Source organism: Streptomyces sp. BBFR25 (assembly GCF_044590125.1).
GTDB classification, from domain to species: Bacteria; Actinomycetota; Actinomycetes; order Streptomycetales; family Streptomycetaceae; genus Streptomyces; species Streptomyces canus_D.
Genome location: NZ_CP172447.1, coordinates 6887834 through 6905994 on the forward strand (window position 1 = coordinate 6887834; position 18161 = coordinate 6905994).

General features: G+C 72.7%; 11 protein-coding genes (1 of these 11 cut by a window edge). 10 read left to right on the forward strand and 1 reads right to left on the reverse strand.

Annotated features, from left to right (window positions below):
- The 8 genes in view from ACGH52_RS31265 to ACGH52_RS31300 are tightly spaced (at most 12 nt apart) and all read left to right on the forward strand, a layout consistent with a single transcriptional unit that may run on beyond the window.
- Positions 1 to 8457, forward strand: the end of a protein-coding gene (locus ACGH52_RS31265; protein WP_399944161.1) for an SDR family NAD(P)-dependent oxidoreductase. Its footprint begins 12966 nt before the window's first position; only the last 8457 of its 21423 coding nucleotides appear in the window; the start codon falls outside the window, past its left edge; it ends in the stop codon at positions 8455 to 8457.
- On the forward strand, positions 8457 to 9446 hold the full coding sequence (locus ACGH52_RS31270; RefSeq protein ID WP_059300320.1) for an LnmK family bifunctional acyltransferase/decarboxylase: 990 nt from the start codon (positions 8457 to 8459) through the stop codon (positions 9444 to 9446). The genes ACGH52_RS31265 and ACGH52_RS31270 overlap by 1 nt, the downstream gene beginning before the upstream one ends.
- A complete protein-coding gene (locus ACGH52_RS31275; RefSeq protein WP_076977089.1) occupies positions 9430 to 9693 on the forward strand; it encodes an acyl carrier protein in 264 nt (87 codons plus the stop codon). Before ACGH52_RS31270 ends, ACGH52_RS31275 begins: the two co-directional genes overlap by 17 nt.
- Positions 9690 to 10928: a hydroxymethylglutaryl-CoA synthase family protein gene (locus ACGH52_RS31280; RefSeq protein ID WP_210974910.1), complete on the forward strand. Its 1239-nt coding sequence runs from the start codon at positions 9690 to 9692 to the stop codon at positions 10926 to 10928. The genes ACGH52_RS31275 and ACGH52_RS31280 overlap by 4 nt, the downstream gene beginning before the upstream one ends.
- Before the next feature lie 12 nt (positions 10929 to 10940).
- Complete coding sequence (locus tag ACGH52_RS31285; RefSeq protein ID WP_059300317.1) at positions 10941 to 11183, forward strand: phosphopantetheine-binding protein; 243 nt, start codon at positions 10941 to 10943, stop codon at positions 11181 to 11183.
- Entirely contained in the window at positions 11180 to 12448 is a 1269-nt protein-coding gene (locus ACGH52_RS31290) for a beta-ketoacyl synthase N-terminal-like domain-containing protein (protein WP_210974909.1), read from the forward strand. Before ACGH52_RS31285 ends, ACGH52_RS31290 begins: the two co-directional genes overlap by 4 nt.
- Before the next feature lies 1 nt (position 12449).
- Positions 12450 to 13211, forward strand: a complete 762-nt coding sequence (locus ACGH52_RS31295) for a thioesterase II family protein (RefSeq protein WP_059300315.1) — start codon at positions 12450 to 12452, stop codon at positions 13209 to 13211.
- A complete protein-coding gene (locus tag ACGH52_RS31300) occupies positions 13208 to 13927 on the forward strand; it encodes a PIG-L deacetylase family protein (RefSeq protein ID WP_059300314.1) in 720 nt (239 codons plus the stop codon). The genes ACGH52_RS31295 and ACGH52_RS31300 overlap by 4 nt, the downstream gene beginning before the upstream one ends.
- 50 nt (positions 13928 to 13977) lie before the next feature.
- On the opposite strand, the gene ACGH52_RS31305 is transcribed toward ACGH52_RS31300, so the two are convergent.
- Positions 13978 to 14376, reverse strand: coding sequence for a DUF3224 domain-containing protein (locus tag ACGH52_RS31305; RefSeq protein ID WP_157901380.1), 399 nt, complete (start codon positions 14374 to 14376; stop codon positions 13978 to 13980).
- Positions 14377 to 14532: 156 nt separating this feature from the next.
- On the opposite strand from ACGH52_RS31305, the gene ACGH52_RS31310 reads away from it, so the two are divergent.
- Both ACGH52_RS31310 and ACGH52_RS31315 read left to right on the forward strand, forming a co-directional pair.
- Positions 14533 to 15999 (forward strand): class I adenylate-forming enzyme family protein, encoded by a 1467-nt coding sequence (locus tag ACGH52_RS31310; protein WP_210974908.1) that lies wholly within the window; start codon positions 14533 to 14535, stop codon positions 15997 to 15999.
- A 707-nt stretch (positions 16000 to 16706) separates the two neighbouring features.
- Positions 16707 to 17894 (forward strand): NAD(P)/FAD-dependent oxidoreductase, encoded by a 1188-nt coding sequence (locus ACGH52_RS31315; protein ID WP_399944168.1) that lies wholly within the window; start codon positions 16707 to 16709, stop codon positions 17892 to 17894.
- Positions 17895 to 18161 lie beyond the last annotated feature (267 nt).

An 18161-nucleotide genomic window follows, 5' to 3' on the forward strand; every position in this document is an offset into this window, starting at 1 on the left:
GGTGTCAGCGCCTTCGGCGCGGGCGGCGCCAACGCCCACGTGGTGCTGGAGGAATACCGCCCCCGCACCGCCCCCGCGGCACCCCGACTGCCCGGCGGCGAGCAGCTCTTCCTGCTCAGCGCACGCACCCGGGGACAGCTGGTCCGCTACGCCGAGCGGGTCGCCGGACTGCTCGCCACCCCCGAGGGTGCCGAGCTGCCGCTGGCCGCGCTGGCCCGCACCAGCCAGATCGGGCGGCGCGAGATGGCCGAGCGGATCGCCGTACTGGCCACCGACACCGCGCAACTAGCCTCCAAACTGCGTGACTTCGTCAGCGGCACGCGGAACGCCGACGTGGTCGTGGGCAGTGTCGGCGGGGACTCGGGCGGCTGGTCGCTGCTGGACGACGAGGACGGGGCCGCGCTGGTGGCCACCATCCTGGCCAAGCGGCAACTCCCCAAGCTGGCCCGGCTCTGGACGGCCGGCGTGCCCGTCGACTGGCACGTCTGCTGGCCCGCGCCGTACCCCCGCCGGGTCCAGCTGCCGCCCTACCCGTTCGAGCGCAGCCGCCACTGGCTGCCCGACTACGCCGCCGAGCCGCTTCCCGTCACCCACGCGCCCGCCCCACCGGCCGAGCCCGCCACGGTCTGCCGCTATCTGCGCCCGGTCTGGGAACCCGCCCCGCTCTCCACCCCCGCGGCCCCGCTCCCGTCGACGGTGCTGATCGTCGCGCTGGACGAGGAGCACGGCGCCGAACTCGCCCGACGGCTCGAAGGGCGCGGCACCCGGTGCGTCCTGGCCCGCCCCGGCGCCGTGTTCGCCGCCACCGGGACGGACCGGTACACGGTCGCCACCGGCGACCGCGAGGACCTGCGACGGCTCGCCGCCCGGCTCGCCGAGACCGGCGCGCTGCCGGAAGCGGTCGTGGTCGCCGCCGACGCCGACAGCGCAGGACCGGACGCCGGATTCCTCCCCCTGCTGTGGTCCTGCACCGCCCTGCTGACCACCGCTCCCACGGGCACCCCGCTGCGCGCCGTCTACGCACACCGCGGAGCGCCGCTGGACGCCCAGCCCGAGCACACCGCCGTCGCCGCCGCACTGCGCAGCCTCGCCGTGGAGCACAGCCGCTTCACCGGCAGCTGTCTCGCGGTCGGCGCGGAAGGGGACACCGCCGGACGGATCCTCGCCGAGCTCACCGCGCCCGCCGCGGACGATCCGGTGGTCCAGGCCGGCTACCAGGACGGGACCCGGCTGCTGCGCCGGCTCGCCGAGTTCACCCCGGCAACCGACGGCGAACCCGCCGACCTCGCGCTCCGCCCCGGCGGCACATACCTGATCACCGGCGGCACCGGAGCCCTCGGCGTCCGGGTCGCCGAGTTCATGGCCGTCCACGGCCGCCCGCTCAACCTGGTCCTGGTCACCCGCACCGGACCCGACCGCGACGCCCGCGACCGCCTCGACAAACTCGCCGGCAACGGCGTCACCGTGCAGTGGGAGCGCGCCGACGTCACCGACTCCGAGCAGATCCGCCTGGTGGTCGAGGAGACCATCGACCTGTACGGCGCACTGCACGGCGTCGTCCACGCCGCAGGTGTCGTCGACGACGGCCGCGCCGTCGGCAAGGAACGCGCCGCGGTCGAGGCCGTGCTGGCCCCGAAGCTCGCCGTCGCCCACCTCGACGACGCGATCGGCGAGCAGCCGCTCGACTTCTTCGCCGTGTTCTCCTCGCTGGCCGGTGAGGTCGGCAACCTCGGCCAGGTCGACTACGCCTACGCCAACGCCTACCTGAACGGGTTCGCCGAGGCCCGGGAACGCCTGCGGGCGCGAGGCCTGCGGAACGGCCGCACCGTCGCCATCGCCTGGCCGCTGTGGAAGGACGGCGGTATGCGGGTCGACCAGGCGACCCTCCGGCTGTACGCCCAGCGCTGGGACATGCTCCCGATGACCACCGAGACCGGCCTGCGGGTGTTCTGCCAGGCCCTGGCGGGGGAGGAGCCGGTACTGGTCGCTGTCGAGGGCGCGGCCTCCCCGGCCTCCGCGGTCCCCACGGCCTCCCCGGCGCCCGAGGCCGCGCCCGCCTCCGCCTCGGCGTCCGCTCCCGCCTCTGCTCCCGTACCGGTGTCCGCTCCGGCGCCGGCGCCCGTCCACGCGGCGGTCGACCCGGATCTCGCGGTGCGGGCGGAGCTGCGCCGGATCGCCGCCGGGTTCCTGCTGGTGGACGAGCACGAGGTCGACATGGACGCCGAGCTCCTGGACTCCGGCTTCGACTCGATCACGATCACCCAGCTCTCGGTGGACGTCAACGACATCTACGGTCTCGACCTGCTGCCCACCGTCCTGTTCGAATGCCCGACCCTCGAGGACTTCGCCCGCCACCTGGTGACGCACCACGCGGACGAGATATCCCGGGCGGCCGGTCCGAAGACGGCTCCCGCGAAAGAGCCGGCACCGGCACCGGAGACGGAGACGACCGTGCCCGTCGCGGTGGCGACGCCCCAGCCGGTCGCGCCCGCCGCCTCGGTCGTCGCCTCGGACCCGGACACCGCCCCGAACCCGGACCCCGACCCGGAGCAGCCCTACGGCCCGGCGCCCATCGCGGTCGTCGGCATAGCCGGCCGGTTGCCCGGCTCGTCCGACCTCGACGAGTTCTGGCGGCACCTGGCCGCCGGGGACCACCTCGTCGGTCCCGTCCCCGCCGACCGCACCGACCTGCGGCAGGACCCGGAGACCCGGGAACTGCGCGGCGGATTCCTCGAGGACATCGCCGACTTCGACGCCGCCTTCTTCGGGATCTCCGCCACCGAGGCGGGCCTGATGGACCCGCAGCAGCGGCTGTTCCTGGAGGTGGTGTGGCGGGCCGTGGAGAACGCGGGCTACCGGGCGTCCGAGCTGGCGGGCAGCGCCACCGGCCTGTTCGCGGGTGTCTCCACCACCGACTACGACGACCTGATGCGCAGCAACGGCGTCCCGGTCCAGGCGCACACCGCCACCGGCCTGTCGCACGCGGTGCTCGCCAACCGCATCTCCCGGCTGCTCGACCTGCGCGGCCCCAGCGAGGCCGTGGACACCGCGTGCTCGAGCGCGCTGGTGGCGATCCACCGGGCCGCCAGGGCGATCCTGGACGGCGACTGCGACCTCGCGATCGCCGGCGGCGTCAACGCGACCCTCAGTCCGGGCCTGTTCACCGCGTTCACCAAGTCCGGGATGCTCAGCCCCGACGGCCGGTGCAAGACCTTCGACGCCGCCGCCGACGGCTACGTGCGCGGCGAGGGCGCGGGCGCGGTGGTGCTCAAGCGCCTCGACCGGGCAGAGGCCGACGGCGACCACATCCACGGCGTGATCCGGGCCACCGCGGTCAACCACGGCGGCCGCTCCACCTCGCTGACCGCCCCCAACCCCGAGGCCCAGGCGCAGGTGCTGGTCCAGGCGTACCACCGGGCCGCGCTGTCGCCGGACACCGTCAGCCACATCGAGACGCACGGCACCGGCACCTCGCTCGGCGACCCGGTGGAGACCGAGGGCCTGAAGCGGGCCTTCGCCCAGCTGTCCGCCGAAGCGGGCCTGCCGCCGGCCGACCGGCCGCACATCGCGCTCGGCGCGGTGAAGACCAACATCGGCCACCTGGAGGCCGCGTCCGGCATCGCGGGTGTGCTGAAGACCCTGCTCAGCATGAAGCACCGTGAACTGCCCGCCACCCTGCACCTGACCGAACTCAACCCGTACCTCCGCCTGGACGGCACCCCCTTCTACGTCAACGACCGCACCACTCACTGGGCGGGCATCGACGACGGCACCGGCCGGACCGTGCGCCGGGCGGGCGTCAGCTCCTTCGGCTTCGGCGGCTCCAACGCCCACGTGGTGCTGGAGGAGTACCGCGACGAGACACCGGCCCTCACCGAACTTCCGCCCGTCGCGCGGCTGTTCCCGCTCTCCGCGCCGACCGCGGCCGCGCTGCGTGAGTACGCGGCGGCACTCGCCCGGCACCTGGAGGCCGACCCCGGTTCCGAGCCCCACCGCGTCGCCTGGACCCTGCAGACCGGACGCGACGCCCACGCCGAACGCGTGGTCCTCACGGCGGCCGACCGCGACTCGCTGCTGGCCCGGCTCGTCGCCGTGGCAGCGGGCGAGCGGATCGACGGCCCCTCCGACCCCGCCGCCCGCGAGTGGCTGGACACCGGCCGGACCGAATGGGCGTCCCACTGGCCGGCCACCCGCCCGCGACGCCTCCCGCTCCCCGGTTTCCCCCTCAATCCCGTACGCCACTGGTTCACCCCCCGCACCGCCTCTCCGGCACCGGAAGCCCCGGCGACCGCTGAGCCGTCCGCCACTGCGGTGACACCTGGCGTCACCCAGGCCCGTACCACGGGCGGCCGCATCAAGCTGGTCTCCACCACGACCGCAACTCCTCCGGCGGACGGCCCGGTCGTCGACCCCGCACCCGCACCTGTTCCCGCCCCGGCTCCCACCTCCGTCCCGGCCCCGGCCCCCGCCCCTGTCGTCGGCCAGGTGTCGGCGGCGGTGCGGGAGGAGGTCGCGGGGCTGATCCACTCACGGCTGGCGGAGATCCTCGGCCTGGACCCGGCGACGATCCTGATGACCAGTTCGTTCACCGACCTCGGCCTCGACTCGATCTTCCGGATGGAACTGGTCCGCGGCCTCAACGACCGCTACGGCCTCGACCTCAAGGCGTCCGAGCTCTACGACTACGACGACGTGGAGCAGTTGACCGCCGCGGTGGTGGCCGCCATGGAGTCCGACCCCGTTCACGCTCCCGTCCGCACGCCGTCCGTCGAGTCCGCGCCCGACCCGCAGGAGCTGCTCGTCGACCTGATCTCGACGCTCTCGGGCCGCACCCTGACCCCGGGCGTGTCGTTCGCCGACGACGGCCTGACGTCCTTCGACATGCTGCGCACCGTGAGCGCCCTGGAAAAGCGCTTCGGTGCCCAGCGCAAGACGCTGATGTTCGACCACCCCACGGTGTCGGCCCTGACCGGGCACCTGCTCGCCGAGTACGGCCAGGCGACGGCCGGCGGCCTGCGCGAGGCGCTGTCGTCGACGGCGGCCGGCCCGGAACAGCCCGTCGCCCCGGCGGCGGCCGAGGAGCGGGCGGAGCAGCCGTCCGGCGGCTGGACGGTGCTGCGCAAGCGGGGGTTGCCACAGCGGACGGAGCTGGCGGCGGTGGTCGCGGACGTCGACGCGCGGTGGGCGAAGGAGGGCGGCCTGGCGGGGCGTGACATCGCCCCGCTGATGTTCCTCGGCGCCGAGCAGGAGGGCTATTTCAACTTCTCGCGCAAGGGCGGGATGCTGTTCGCGTGGAGCTACGTGGGCTCCCGCGAGTACTTCCCGACGCTGATCGAGCAGTACGTCGCCTACGCGGACCGGCACGGCCTGCGGCCCAACTTCCTCTCCGTGGAGCACATCGAGTCGGTGGCCGGTCAGCCGTTCAGCGCCACGCCGTTCGGCGCGGTGCAGCGACTGGACGATCTGAGCACCTTCACCATGGAGGGCAGCCGGATGCGCCGGCTGCGCTACATGGTGAACCGGTTCGCCGCGGCGGGGGAGTGCACCACCGACGAGTACCGGGTGGGCAGCGATCCCGCGGTCGACCGGGAGATCGTGGCGCTGATGAACCGCTGGGGCGAGACCAAGCAGATGGTCAACCCCTACGTGGCGGTGGTCAGTGAAGAGATCGGCCGGGGACAGCTCGCCGAGCGGCACCGTATGTTCCTCACCCGGGTGGACGGCGAACTGGCCAGCGCGGTCATCGTGACGAAGATCCCGTCGGAGCCAGGCTGGCTGCTCGACCTGGAGTTCTACCCGAAGGAGGCGCCGCTCGGCGGCCTGGAGTTCGCGATCGTCCGGATCATCGAGAGGCTGGCGGCCGAGGGCGTCGAGATCTTCAGCTTCGGCGCCAGCTTCGGCGTCAAGGCGGGCGAGTCCCCGAACGCCTCGCCCGAGGTGGAGGAGGGACTGTCCGAGCTGCGGTCGGTCGGCATCTTCAGCGAGAGCAACTTCCAGTTCAAGAACAAGTTCCGGCCGACCAACTCGACGATCTACCTGTGCCAGCCGGACGACGAGCGGCGCAGCGCGGTCGCCGACGTGATCCTGATGATCGCCAACCCGGACCTGGACACCACCGCACCGGAGGCTCTCGACGACGCGACCGCCACGCCCCACTCCGACGCCGACTCCGACGCCGACTCGGACGCCGTCTCCAACGCCGAGTCCGGCTCCGGCTCCACCGCCGGATCCGACCGCGCGTCCGGGTCCGAGGCCCTCGTCCGTCCCGCCGCCCCCGAGCCGACCGCGGCCCCCGCTGCGAGGCGTCCGCCGCGCGCCGCCGCCGCGCAGCCGACCGGCAGCGGCTCGCCGCACGGACACAACCCGATCACCCTGCCCACCTCCGCGGTGCGGTTCGACATGATCACCGACTCATGGGCCGAGCTGGCCACCCCGGCGGTGACCGAGCGGATGGCCCGGCTGACCGCGATGGCGGCGGGCCTGGAACTCGGGGCGCAGGGCCTGCCCCGGGTGCCGTGGCTGGACTTCGACTGCGTGGTGCCGACCCCGTCGGGGCGGACGGCGGAGGCGTTGCTGTGCCGTACGTGGCCCGGGATCCGGCGGGCGGTGGTGCACAACGGGCTGTTTCCGACGCTGCTGATGAGCCTCGCCGACAACGGCTTCGAGCCGGTCGCGCTGTCCGACTGCCGGCCCGTCACCAGGACCGGGCCGTTCAGGGACGTCGACCTGACGACCCTGCGGCGGATCCTTGGGGAGCGGCCCGGCGGGGTGTCCATGATCTGCCTGGAACTCAGCGACAACGCCCAGGGCGGCTACCCGATCTCGCTGGCGAACCTGCGAGAGGTGCGCCGGATCGCGGTGGCGGCCGGGATCCCGCTGGTGCTCGACGCCACCCGGGCGCTGGAGAACGCGGCTGCCGTGGTGGAGTACGAGGAGGGACATCAGGGCCGGAGCATATGGAAGGTGACGGCCGACCTGCTGGCCACCGCCGACGCCGTGACGATGGGCCTGTCGAAGGACTTCGGCATCGACTTCGGCGGCCTGGTCGCCACCTCCCGCCCGGACTTGGCCGAGCTGCTGCGGGAGCAGGTGTCGACCCGCGGCCACCAGGTCAACCTGGCGGGACGGCGGCAGATCGCGGCGGCCCTGGCGGACTCCGGCGGCGTCGCCGAGCAGGTGGGCAGGCGCCGGGCCGCGGTCAAGATGCTGTGGAACCTGCTGTCACGGGCCGGTCTGCCCGTGATCGGTCCGGCGGCCGGACACTGCGTGCTGCTGGACACCGGCGCGATGAAGCAGTTCGCGGACTTCGAGCACCCGGTCCCCTCCTGCCTGGACTGGATCTACGAGCACACCGGCGTCCGGGGCGGCCCGCACCTGGCCACCGGGGCGGGCACGGCGCCGCTGATCCGGCTGGCGGTCCCGGTCGGCACCGCCACCCCGGACATCCGGGAGATCGGCAAGCGGCTGGCCCGGCTGTACCGCTCCGGCCCGGCGCCGGTCGAGCTGATCCCGGTCGATCCGGCCGCACCCTCCGCGCGGGCGGCGTACCACAGGGCGGAGGGGGTGCCCGAGGACATCAAGGCGGCGTTGCGTGAGGGCGTCCGGGCGAAGGACGACAACCTGGGCGTGCTGAAGGACTTCGGCGCGCCGGTGGAGCACCGGATCGTCGGCGTCCCGCAGGGCGGCGAGGTGGAGGCCTTCATCGCGGGCGACGGGCCGACGCTGCTGTTCATCCACCCGTTCAACATCGGGGCGGGCGTGTTCCGCCACCAGTTCGCGGACCTGTCCGACCGCTACCGGGTCGTGGTGCTGCACGCCCCGGGCGTCGGCCGCACGAACGCCTCCGCCGACCTGACCCTGCGCGGCCTCGCCGAGGTGCACCGGGCGGCACTGCGCGAACTCGGCGCGACCGGACCGGTGCACCTCGCGGGCGCCTCGTTCGGCGGCCTGACCGCGCAGACCTACGCGCTGGAGCACCCGGACGAGGTGGCCTCGCTGACCCTGATCTGCAGCTCCTACAAGTGCGCCAACCGGGTCGGCGAGGTCAACCGCCTGGACGTGGTGCTGAAGGAGGACTTCGACAGGATCGCCGCGGACGGCGCGGACGCTCCCGACGAGCGGCGACGCCGCCACCTGGAGGGAGTGCTGCTGCGCTCCGAGAGCATGGACCCGCAGACCGGGCTGCGCTACCTGGACGTGTTCGCCACCGAGCCGGACATGCTGTCCCGGCTGCCCCTGATCGCGGTGCCGACGCTGGTCGTGCAGGGCCGCTACGACACGGTGATCCCGCAGAAGACCACGCAGCTGCTGCGCGAGGGGATCGCCGGCTGCCGGTACGCGGAGATCGACGGGGCCGGCCACTTCCCGGCGCTCACCCGGCCGGACGAGTTCAACTCCGTTCTCACCGCGTTCCTCTCCCAGCACGACACACCGACCACGGGGAAGGGGGCGCAGTGATGCCCCGGATCGAGGATTCGCTGCTGCGGCCGGAGGTGTGGCGGGCCGCCGACGGCTCCGTCGGCCGGCTGATCACCGTCAAACCCGGGATGTGCGGGCACAACTCGCTGTTCGTCGGCCAGGTCGGCGACTGGACCTGGGAGACCGTCAGTGAGGTCTGCGGCACCGACGCGTTCAACGCGGTCAACGACCAGGGCCTGCCCACCTACCTCTCCTTCTACTACTTCAGGGTCCGTTCCGGCGGGCAGCTTCACCCCGGTGCGCTGACCTTCGGCGACCGGATCGAGACCACCTCGCGGGTGTTCGGCTACGGCAGCGAGTCGGTGCTGACCCTGCACCGGATCCGCCGGGTCCCGCCCGGCTCCGAGACCAAGCCCGAACAGGGCCTGGACCCCGACGAGTTCTTCGCGGCCCGGCAGCCCGACTGCCTGTACGTGCAGAACTTCAACCGCTGGGTCACCCGTAGTCACGCCGGCAGCAACGAAGGGCTGATCACCTCCGCGCCGGCCGACTTCCGGCACGCCCACCTGCCGCAGCTGCCCGCCGCCTACTCGCCGCGGGCCGCGTACGGTTCGGCCCGCGCCCGGCAGACCTTCCACGACCCGCAGGACCCCGACTGGGAGGAGCTGGTGGCCGGGGACGAGGTCGAGTACCCGATCGACATCACCCGCGACATCAATGGCGTCGGACTCCTGTACTTCGCCTCGTACTTCTCCATCATCGACGGCGCCCTGCTCAAAATGTGGCGGAACCAGGGACGTGCCGACCGTAGATTCCTCGATCGGACGGTGCTGGATCACCAGCTCTGCTACCTCGGCAACGCCGACGCCGACTCGGTGCTGCGGATCCGGCTGCGCTCCTGGCGGCGCCGCGACGACCCGGCCGAGGAACGCTGGAACGCGGTGGTCGAGGACGCCGCGAGCGGCCGCTGCCTGGCGGTCTGCACCCTGCACGTACGACTGGAGGGCTCGAATGCCGCAGCGCAGTGACACCGACCGCGCCGCTGTGACCGCCCTGGTGCACGAGACCGTCGCCGCCATCCTGCCCCAGGTGCCCGCCGAGCAGATCACCGGCGACAAGCATCTCAAGGAACTCGGCGCGGACTCGGTGGACCGGGTGGAGATCATCATGGCGCTGATCGACGCGCTCGGCGTGCGCGAGCCGATGGCCCGCTTCAGCACCGTGCCCGACATCGACGCCCTGATCGACTTCCTGGTGGAGGTGAAGCACCGATGACCGCCCGGATCGGTATCGAGGCGTTGAACGTCCACGCCGGCTTCGCCCAGCTGTCCACCGCCGCCCTGTTCGAGGGCCGCGGCCTGGACCACGAGCGGATCGGCCACCTGATGATGTCCGCCCGCTCGATCGCCCTGCCCTGCGAGGACCCGATCACCAACGCCGTCAACGCGGCCGCCCCGATCGTGGGCCGGCTCGCCCCGCAGGACAAGGAGCGGATCGAACTGATCCTCACCTCCAGCGAGTCCGGCGTCGACTTCAGCAAGTCGATCGCCTCGTACGTCCACGAGTTCCTGGGCCTGAGCCCCAAGTGCCGGGTGATGGAGGTCAAGCAGGCCTGCTACGCCGCCACCGGCGCCCTGCAGATCGCCGCCGGCTACCTGGCCTCCGGCGTCTCCCCGGGCGCCAAGGCCCTGGTGATCGCCACCGACGTGTCCATGGTGGACGCCCGGGCCGGCTACGCGGAACCCGCCACCGGTACCGGTGCCGCCGCCATGCTGCTCGGCGACGACCCCCGGGTCCTCGCCCTGGACCTCGGCGCGTTCGGCGCGCACGCCTACGAGACCATGGACTCGGCGCGGCCGATGCCCGACTACGACATCGCCGACGTCGACGGCTCGCTCTTCGCCTACCTGGACTGCCTGTCCAACAGCTTCGCCGACTACTGCGGCAAGGTCGACGGCGTCGACCTGCGGGCCACCTTCGACCACCTCGCCCTGCACACCCCGTTCGCCGGGCTGGTCAAGGCCGCACACCGCAAACTCATGCGGGAACGAGTCCGGGCCACCCCTGACGTCATCGAGGCGGACTTCGCCGCCCGGGTGGCGCCTTCACTGGTCTACCCGGGCCAGGTCGGCAACCTCTGCTCCGGCTCCGTCTACCTGGCCCTGGCCAGCCTCATCGACAACGCCCCGTCCCGGGGCACCGCCAGGGTGGGCCTGTTCTCTTACGGCTCGGGCTGCGCCTCCGAATTCTTCAGCGGGCTCATCGACGACGGCTCCCGCGCCGCGCTCGCCGAGCTGGACATCCCGGGCCGGTTGAACGCCCGGGTCCCGCTGGACTTCGCCGAGTACACCGAGCTGCTCGCCGAGAACAGCCGCTGCCTGGTCCCGGTCGAGAACCGCAAGATCGAGGTCGAGCGCTACCGCCGCTTCCTCGACGCCCGCCCCGGCCGGGAGCCGCTGCTGGCGTACCGCGGCACCGAGGGGTACCACCGCACCTACGAGTGGGTCTAGGAGAACAACGAGATGGACGACAGCGGCATCTTCGAGGCGGTCCGGCGCAATCTCGGCGTCGTGGTGTACGACCTGGACACCTCCACCGTCACCCTCGACAACAGCCTCGCCGAACTGGGCTGCAACAGCATCGACCGGGCCGAGGTGGTGACCCTCACCATGGAGGACATGGGCATCGACGTGCCCGTGATGGAGTTCCAGCAGACCCGGGACATCCGCTCGCTGGTCGCCCTGCTCGCCCGGCACTCCGCGTGACCCCCGGCGGCGTCGTGGTCACCGGCCTCGGCGTGCACTGCGCGGCGGGCGCGGGCCTGGAGGCCTTCACCGACGCGCTGCGGGCCGGTCGCAGCGCCCTGCTGCCCGCCGCCGACCGGGACGCCGACTCACCCGGCGCGCCGCTGCCGCCCTTCGACTATCCCGCCCTGCTCACGGAACGCCGGACCCGCGGCGAGTGGGTGCCACGGAAGGCGGCCAGGACGGCGGCCAGGTCCCCGCTCGCCGTGCAGGTCTCCGTGCTGACCGCCGCGGAGGCCTGGGCGCGCGCCGGACTCGCCGAGGAGGCCCCGCCACCCGAGCGGCTGGGCCTGGTGGTGGCCGGCAACAACCTCACCGGCGCGGGTGCGCACCGTGCCGGCGAGCGCTACCGGGACCGTCCCGCCGCCGTGCCCGGCCGGTACGCACTGCACATGCAGGACACCGATCAGGTCGGCGTGGTCAGTGAGATCCTCGGTATCGGCGGCGAGGGTTGCACCGTCGGCGGCGCGTCCGCCAGCGGCAACGTCGCGCTGATCACTGCCGCCCGGATGCTCGACGCGGGAGCGGTGGACGCCTGCCTGGTGCTCGGCGCGCCCACCGAACTCGCCCCGCTGGAACGACAGGCCTACCGCGCGCTGGGCGCGATGACGCCCGCCGCCACCGGCACCGGCACCGACCACGAACCGCCCTGCCGCCCGTTCGACCGGACGCATCGCGGCTTCACCGACGGGGTCGGCGCCGCCGCGGTGGTGCTGGAGAGCGCCGCGAGCGCCCGCCGCCGGGGCGCCCGGGTGCTGGCCCGGCTGGCCGGGCACGCGCTGCGGCTGAGCGGCAACAGCCTCGCCGACCCGAGCGAGCGGGTGGAGGCCGAGGTGATGCGGAGCGCCCTGAAACGGGCCGGAGCCGCACCCGGCCACATCGGCTACGTCAACACGCACGGCACCGCCTCGCCGCTCGGCGACCGCACCGAGGCCGCCGCCCTGCTGGACGTACTCGGCCCCGACGCCCCCGCGCTGGTGAACGCCACCAAGGCGCTGACGGGGCACTGCCTGGGCGCGGCCGGGGTGGTCGAGGCGGTCGCCACGGTCGCCCAACTGGCCGGCGGCTTCGCGCACCCCAACCCGTGGCTCACCGACCCGGTGGAGCCTCGGCTGCGGTTCGCCGGCACCACCGCCGTACCGCTGGCCGCCGAGTTCGCGCTGTCCAACAGTTTCGGCTTCGGCGGCTTCCACTCCGCCGTGGTCTTCGCCAACGAGGGAGTATGACGTGAGCGGGACCGAGGCGGAGATCCGGCTGTTCTGCCTGCCGCACGCCGGCGGCGGAGGCGCGTTCTTCCACCCCTGGCGCGCCGCGCTCGCCCCCGGCATAGAGGTCCGCCCGGTGGTGCTGCCCGGCCGGGAGAGCCGCATCCGCGAGCTGCCGTACGTGACGATGGAGCAGGCGATCGGCCCACTGGCGGAACTGATCGCGCCGCAGATCGACCGGCCCTACGCGCTGTTCGGGCACAGTATGGGCGCCGCCGTCTGCTACGAACTGGCCCGGCGGTTCGTGACGCTCGGTCTGCCCGCCCCGGTACGGCTGTTCGTCTCGGCCCGACGCGCCCCGCACCTGCCCTCGCGCCGGGCGTCCTACGCGCGGCTCGACGACGCGGACTTCCTCGCCGAGGTGGCCCGGCTCAACGGCACCCCCTCGGACGTGCTGCAACAGCCCGACCTGGTACGGCTGTTCCTGCCGACGCTACGGGCCGACTTCGAGTTGAACGACACCTACACGCCGCTGCCCGCGCCCCGCCTGGAATGCCCGGTGTCGGCGTTCGTCGGGCGGGACGACCCGGAGGCCGACACGGCCGAGCTGGCGGCCTGGGCGCAGGTCACCGCGGGCGCCTTCCGGATCCGCGAGTTCGACGGCGACCACTTCTACCTCAAGGACCACGCGGCCGGCCTGCTCGACGAGATCCGGGCGGACCTCCACCTCGGGCCGACCGCACCGACCAACCGTCAGCTGCCAACCGCGGGAGTGTCACGATGACCGATGAGGATCTGCAGAGCCTGCCCGACGACTGGAACCGCGCCCTCGCGGTGGTCGCCCACCCGGACGACATCGAGTTCGGCACCTCCAGTGCCGTCGCCGCCTGGACGGCCGCCGGGAAGAGCGTCACCTACCTCCTGGTGACGAGGGGCCAGGCCGGCATCGACGGCCTGGCCCCGGCCGAGTCGGCGGTGGTCCGCGAGGCCGAGCAGCGGGCCAGCGCGAAGATCGTCGGGGTGTCCGAGGTCGAGTTCATGGACTACCGCGACGGCGAGATCGAGTACGGGCTGGGCCTGCGCCGGGACATGGCCGCCGCGATCCGCCGCCACCGACCCGATTTCATCCTCGGCTTCAACGGCCGGGAGACCACCTCGACCGGCAAGTGGAACACCCCCGACCACCGGCACACCGCGCACGCCCTCCTGGACGCCGTCGGTGACGCGGGCAACCGGTGGATCTTCGAGGACCTCGGTCTGGAGCCCTGGGGAGGCGTCACCCACGTCGCGATGGCCAACTCCCCGCAGCCCACCCACGCCGTCGACGTCACCGACCACCTGGAGGCGGGCATCGCCTCGCTGGAGGCCCACAGCGCCTACCTGGGCGGCCTCAATCCGCCGGTCACCAGCGTCGCCGAGCCGATGAAGGCCTTCGCCGAGCTGGTCGGCCGGCGATTCGGCGGCCGACCCGCGGTGGCCCTGGAGATCATCGCGCGCTGAACGCGGAACGGCCCCGCGCCGGCCGTGGCCGGTGCGGGGCCGGCGTCGTCTCACGGCAGTTGGTACTCGAGGCGGAAGTACGCCTTCCCCTCCTCGTCATGACCGAAGGCACAGGTGCCGCTCAGGCCGGTCAGGCCACCGGTGCCGGAGTTCGGGACCACGAACCCGAGGGTCTGCGGCCGGTCGTCGCCCATCGACGCGCCGTGCTGCACCACGAAGGTGCCGGAACGCCCCGCGAGAGTGGCGACGATGTGTTCGGTGGAGACGTATCCGGCCGATTTCTCGTCCGGGCGGCAGCACAGCAGGACCGCCTCGCCGGTGCCCTCCACATCACCGTGGAAGACGCGCTTCACATCGGCGCGGATAAGCGGCGGACCGTCCGCGGGCTCGAAATAGTTGGATTCTTCCCAGGAGGAGGTCTCCCACGCGGATTTGGCAATCTCAGTCATGATCAACTCTCTCCGGTCGGTCCGAATAAATGCGCTGGGTTCGCCAACCTCTCGACGATATGCCGGGGGCACCCCGGCAGTCGCGCAATTCTGAGCAGATATCGAGACGGCGGCTTCGTAGCGTGGCATTTCCAGCCCTGCGGTGGAGGAGCCGACATGGAACGAGCGAGCACCGTGGTTCGAGTCACCGATCTGCTGCGCCGGCGGGCCGAACGGTATCCGGACCGTGTCGCACTCAACATCGACGGAGCCGACGCGCTGAACTACGGCGACTGGCAGCGCCGGGTCGACCGCACCGCCCACGGCCTGCTCGCCGCCGGTGTCACCAAGGGCCGCCGGATCGGCCTGCTGTACGGCGGCATGGACTGGGCCGAGTACGCGGTCGCCTACCTCGCCGTGCTCGGCGTCGGCGCCACCGCCGTCCACCTCAGCGACCGGCTCGGCGAACGCGAGACGGAACGCCGACTGGCGGAGTGCCAGGTCGTCGGGGTGATCCACGGCGGCCCGCTGCGCCCGCCCGCGAGTTTCACCGGCTGGAGCGCCGAGCTGTCCGCACTGGACAGCGGTGACGAGACGCCGGTCGATGTGCCACTCGCCCCCGAGGACATCGCCGACGTGCTCTACACCTCCGGCACCACCGGGCCGGCCAAGGCCTTCACCAACCCGCACGGCAACCTCACCTTCGGGCGCGGCCCCGAGGGCCTGCTGCAGTTCGAGAACCCGACCCCGCTGCTCGCCCCGATGCCGCTGGGCACCACCTCCAGCGCCACCACGGTGGCCATCATCGCGGTCACCTCGCCGTCGGCGCTGGTGCTGGTCGCCGTGGACGACGTGGAGCGGATGGCCGAGCTGATCAGCACTCACCGGATCGGCTCGGTGATGATCACCCCGTGGATCGCGATGCGGATGCTGGCCGCCCGGATCGGCGAACGCCACGACCTCAGCTGCGTCGAGCGGGTGGCGATAGCCTCCGCCCCGCTCGCCCCCGCGCTCAGCCGCGGACTGCTGAAGCTGTTCCCCGCCGCGGAGCTGAACACCGCGTACTCGCAGTCCGAGGCCGTCCCCGCGGTGGTCGTCAACACCTTCGACCCGGCCCGCCCCGGCACCCTCGGCCGGGCGGCCCGCGGCACCGAGGTCCGGATCGCCGACGCCCAGGGCACCGAACTGCCGCTCGGCGAGGTCGGCGAGATCCAGTTGCGCTCCGCCGCGCCCGACCGCCGCTACCTGGACGCCCGGCGGGACGCCGAGGTGCGCATCGACGGCTGGATCCGCACCGGCGACCTCGGCCACCTCGACGAGGAGGGCTGGCTGCACCTGTTCGACCGCGGCAACGACGTCCTCGTCGACGGTGCGGGGGTGCGGGTTTCCTCGGTGGCCGTCGAAGCCGCGCTCTACGAGCACCCGGCGGTCCGCGAGGCCGCGGTGGTCGCCGCGGGTTCGGGCCCGGCCGCGGTCGTGGTACTGGAGGATCCGGCGGCCGCCGGTGAACTGCCCGACTTCCTCGCCGGGCTGCTCGACCCGCACCAGCTGCCCGTCCTGGTCGAGGCCCGTGACGCGCTGCCGCGCGGCATCACCGGCAAGGTGCTCAAGCGGGTCCTGCGCCAGGAACTCGCCGACCGGTAGCCGGCCGGACACTCCCGGCCCTCCGGGCCGTGCTCCGGGCCCCGTTCCGGGATCGCTCGCCGCAGCGCGGAGACGTCCGCGATCCGGCAACGGAGCCGGACCCGTCGAGGCCCGCCCCGGGCGCGGCCTGTCGCGGCGAAGCGGATCGGTGCGTTCGCACCCGGGTTCGCGTCCGGAGCGAAGGGTGCGGCGGCGCCGAAGGCCGCCGACGTCGAGAGGTACCGGGTCCCGCTCCCCGGCGTCACCTCCGCGGCCGGCGGGATCGTACGGCCCGGGCAGGCCACGCCGTACGCCGGGACGATCGCGCCCCGGCGGTTCGAACCTGCCGAACCCGTCGAGCACCGCCATGAGCCGTGCGACGGCGAGCAGGGCGGGAGTCGTGCCGCCGCGGCGGCCCGCCCTTCGTGCCGAGGCCGTGCGTGGGGAAGGGTCCGGCTCGGTCATCGGCACCTCGACCTGCAATTAAGGTACTACTTGGTTCACTAATCTGAGACCCTACCGTGCGGCGAATTGGGAACGCAAGTGTTCACTTGTCGCTCTGGCGGGGATGCCATGACAACCGACGCCCGGTCGTTCGCGGTCGCCGCCACCGCCGCGGCACGCTCAAAAGTGGGCGGAGCCGGACTCCCGCGCTGCGTACGGTCGGACCCGCAAGTGGGCGCGGCACAGACCGTGCACGCCCGGACCGGTGCGGGAGGTGGCTCGTCGTGGAGTGGGACGTGATCGTGGTGGGCGCGCGATGCGCGGGCGGGCCGACGGCCATGCTCTTCGCCAGGCAGGGCTACCGGGTCCTGCTGCTCGACCGGGCGGCGTTGCGGACCGACACCCTCTCCACGCTGTACATACAGCAACCCGGCGTGTCCCGCCTGGAGCGCTGGGGCCTGCTGGACGCCGTCAAGGCCACCGGCTGTCCACCGCTCGACCGGACCGTCTACGAGATCGAGGACGTCCGCCTGGCCGGCTGTGCCGGCCCCAACGGCACGGTGCACGCCTCGTACGCCCCCCGCCGCCACCTGCTGGACGAGATACTGGTCGAGGGCGCGGTCGCCGCCGGCGTCGAGTTCCGCGACCACTGCGGCGTCAACGAACTGCTGGTCGAGGACGGCCGGGTGGTCGGCGTGCGCTGCACCGCCTCCGGCGGCCGGTCCACCGTCGAACGCGCCCGGCTGGTGGTCGGCGCCGACGGCATGCGGTCCACCGTCGCCGAGCTGGTCGGCGCCCGCACCACCGTCGAACACCCGCGGCTGACCTGCGCCTACTACACCTTCTGGGACGGCCCGAAGACCGACTTCGAGCTGTACGAGGGCGAACGCGGCTGGATCTCCGCCGTCCCCACCAACGACGCGGTGCTGATCTCCGCGTACTTCCCGCAGGACCGCTTCGAGGAGGTCCGCACCGACGCCTACGCCGCCTACCTGGAGGGCGTCAAGGTCAATGCCCCCGCACTGTTCGCGCAGATGGAACGAGCCGAGCGAACCGAACGGCTGCGCGGCACCGGCGACCAGCGCAACTACTTCCGGGAAACCTCGGGCCCCGGCTGGGCGCTGGTCGGCGACGCCGCCCACCACAAGGACTCGATCACCGCGCGCGGCATCGGCGACGCCTTCCTCCAGGCGGAACTGCTGGTGGACGCGATCGCCGGGGACCTGCACGACGAGGTCCGGCTGACCGCCGCACTGGAGGCCTACGGCACCGAGCTGGTCGCCCAGTTGACGCCCCCGTACCAGGGCACCCTGCTGGTCGCCCAGGCCGACGCCCGCGACAAGCGCCTGGCACTGCTGCGGGCGGTCGGCACCAGCGAGGACCTCACCCAGCGGTACTTCGACACGGTGGCCGGGGTGCGCCCGGTCTCCGAGCTCTACACCCCCGAACTGCTCGCCCAGCTGCAGGGCTAGCCCCGAGGTGGGCGGCATGCCCCGGTCGACGGTCGAGTGCGGTTATTCATTCCGGGGCCCTTCTCGCGCGTTCCGAGCCGGCCGCCGGAGAACACGTGTGGCTTTCGGCAAGCGGCCAAGCCTCGAACACTTCGGCCGAATCGAATGGGAGGTCTCGTACATTGCCCTTTGTGGCCACGGCAGTTCTGAAATCGTGTCATTATCGGCTGGCCGATCCCTGATCCGAGCCGACGGATGTCGTGCGCAGTGTTTCGGTCACATCTGAAT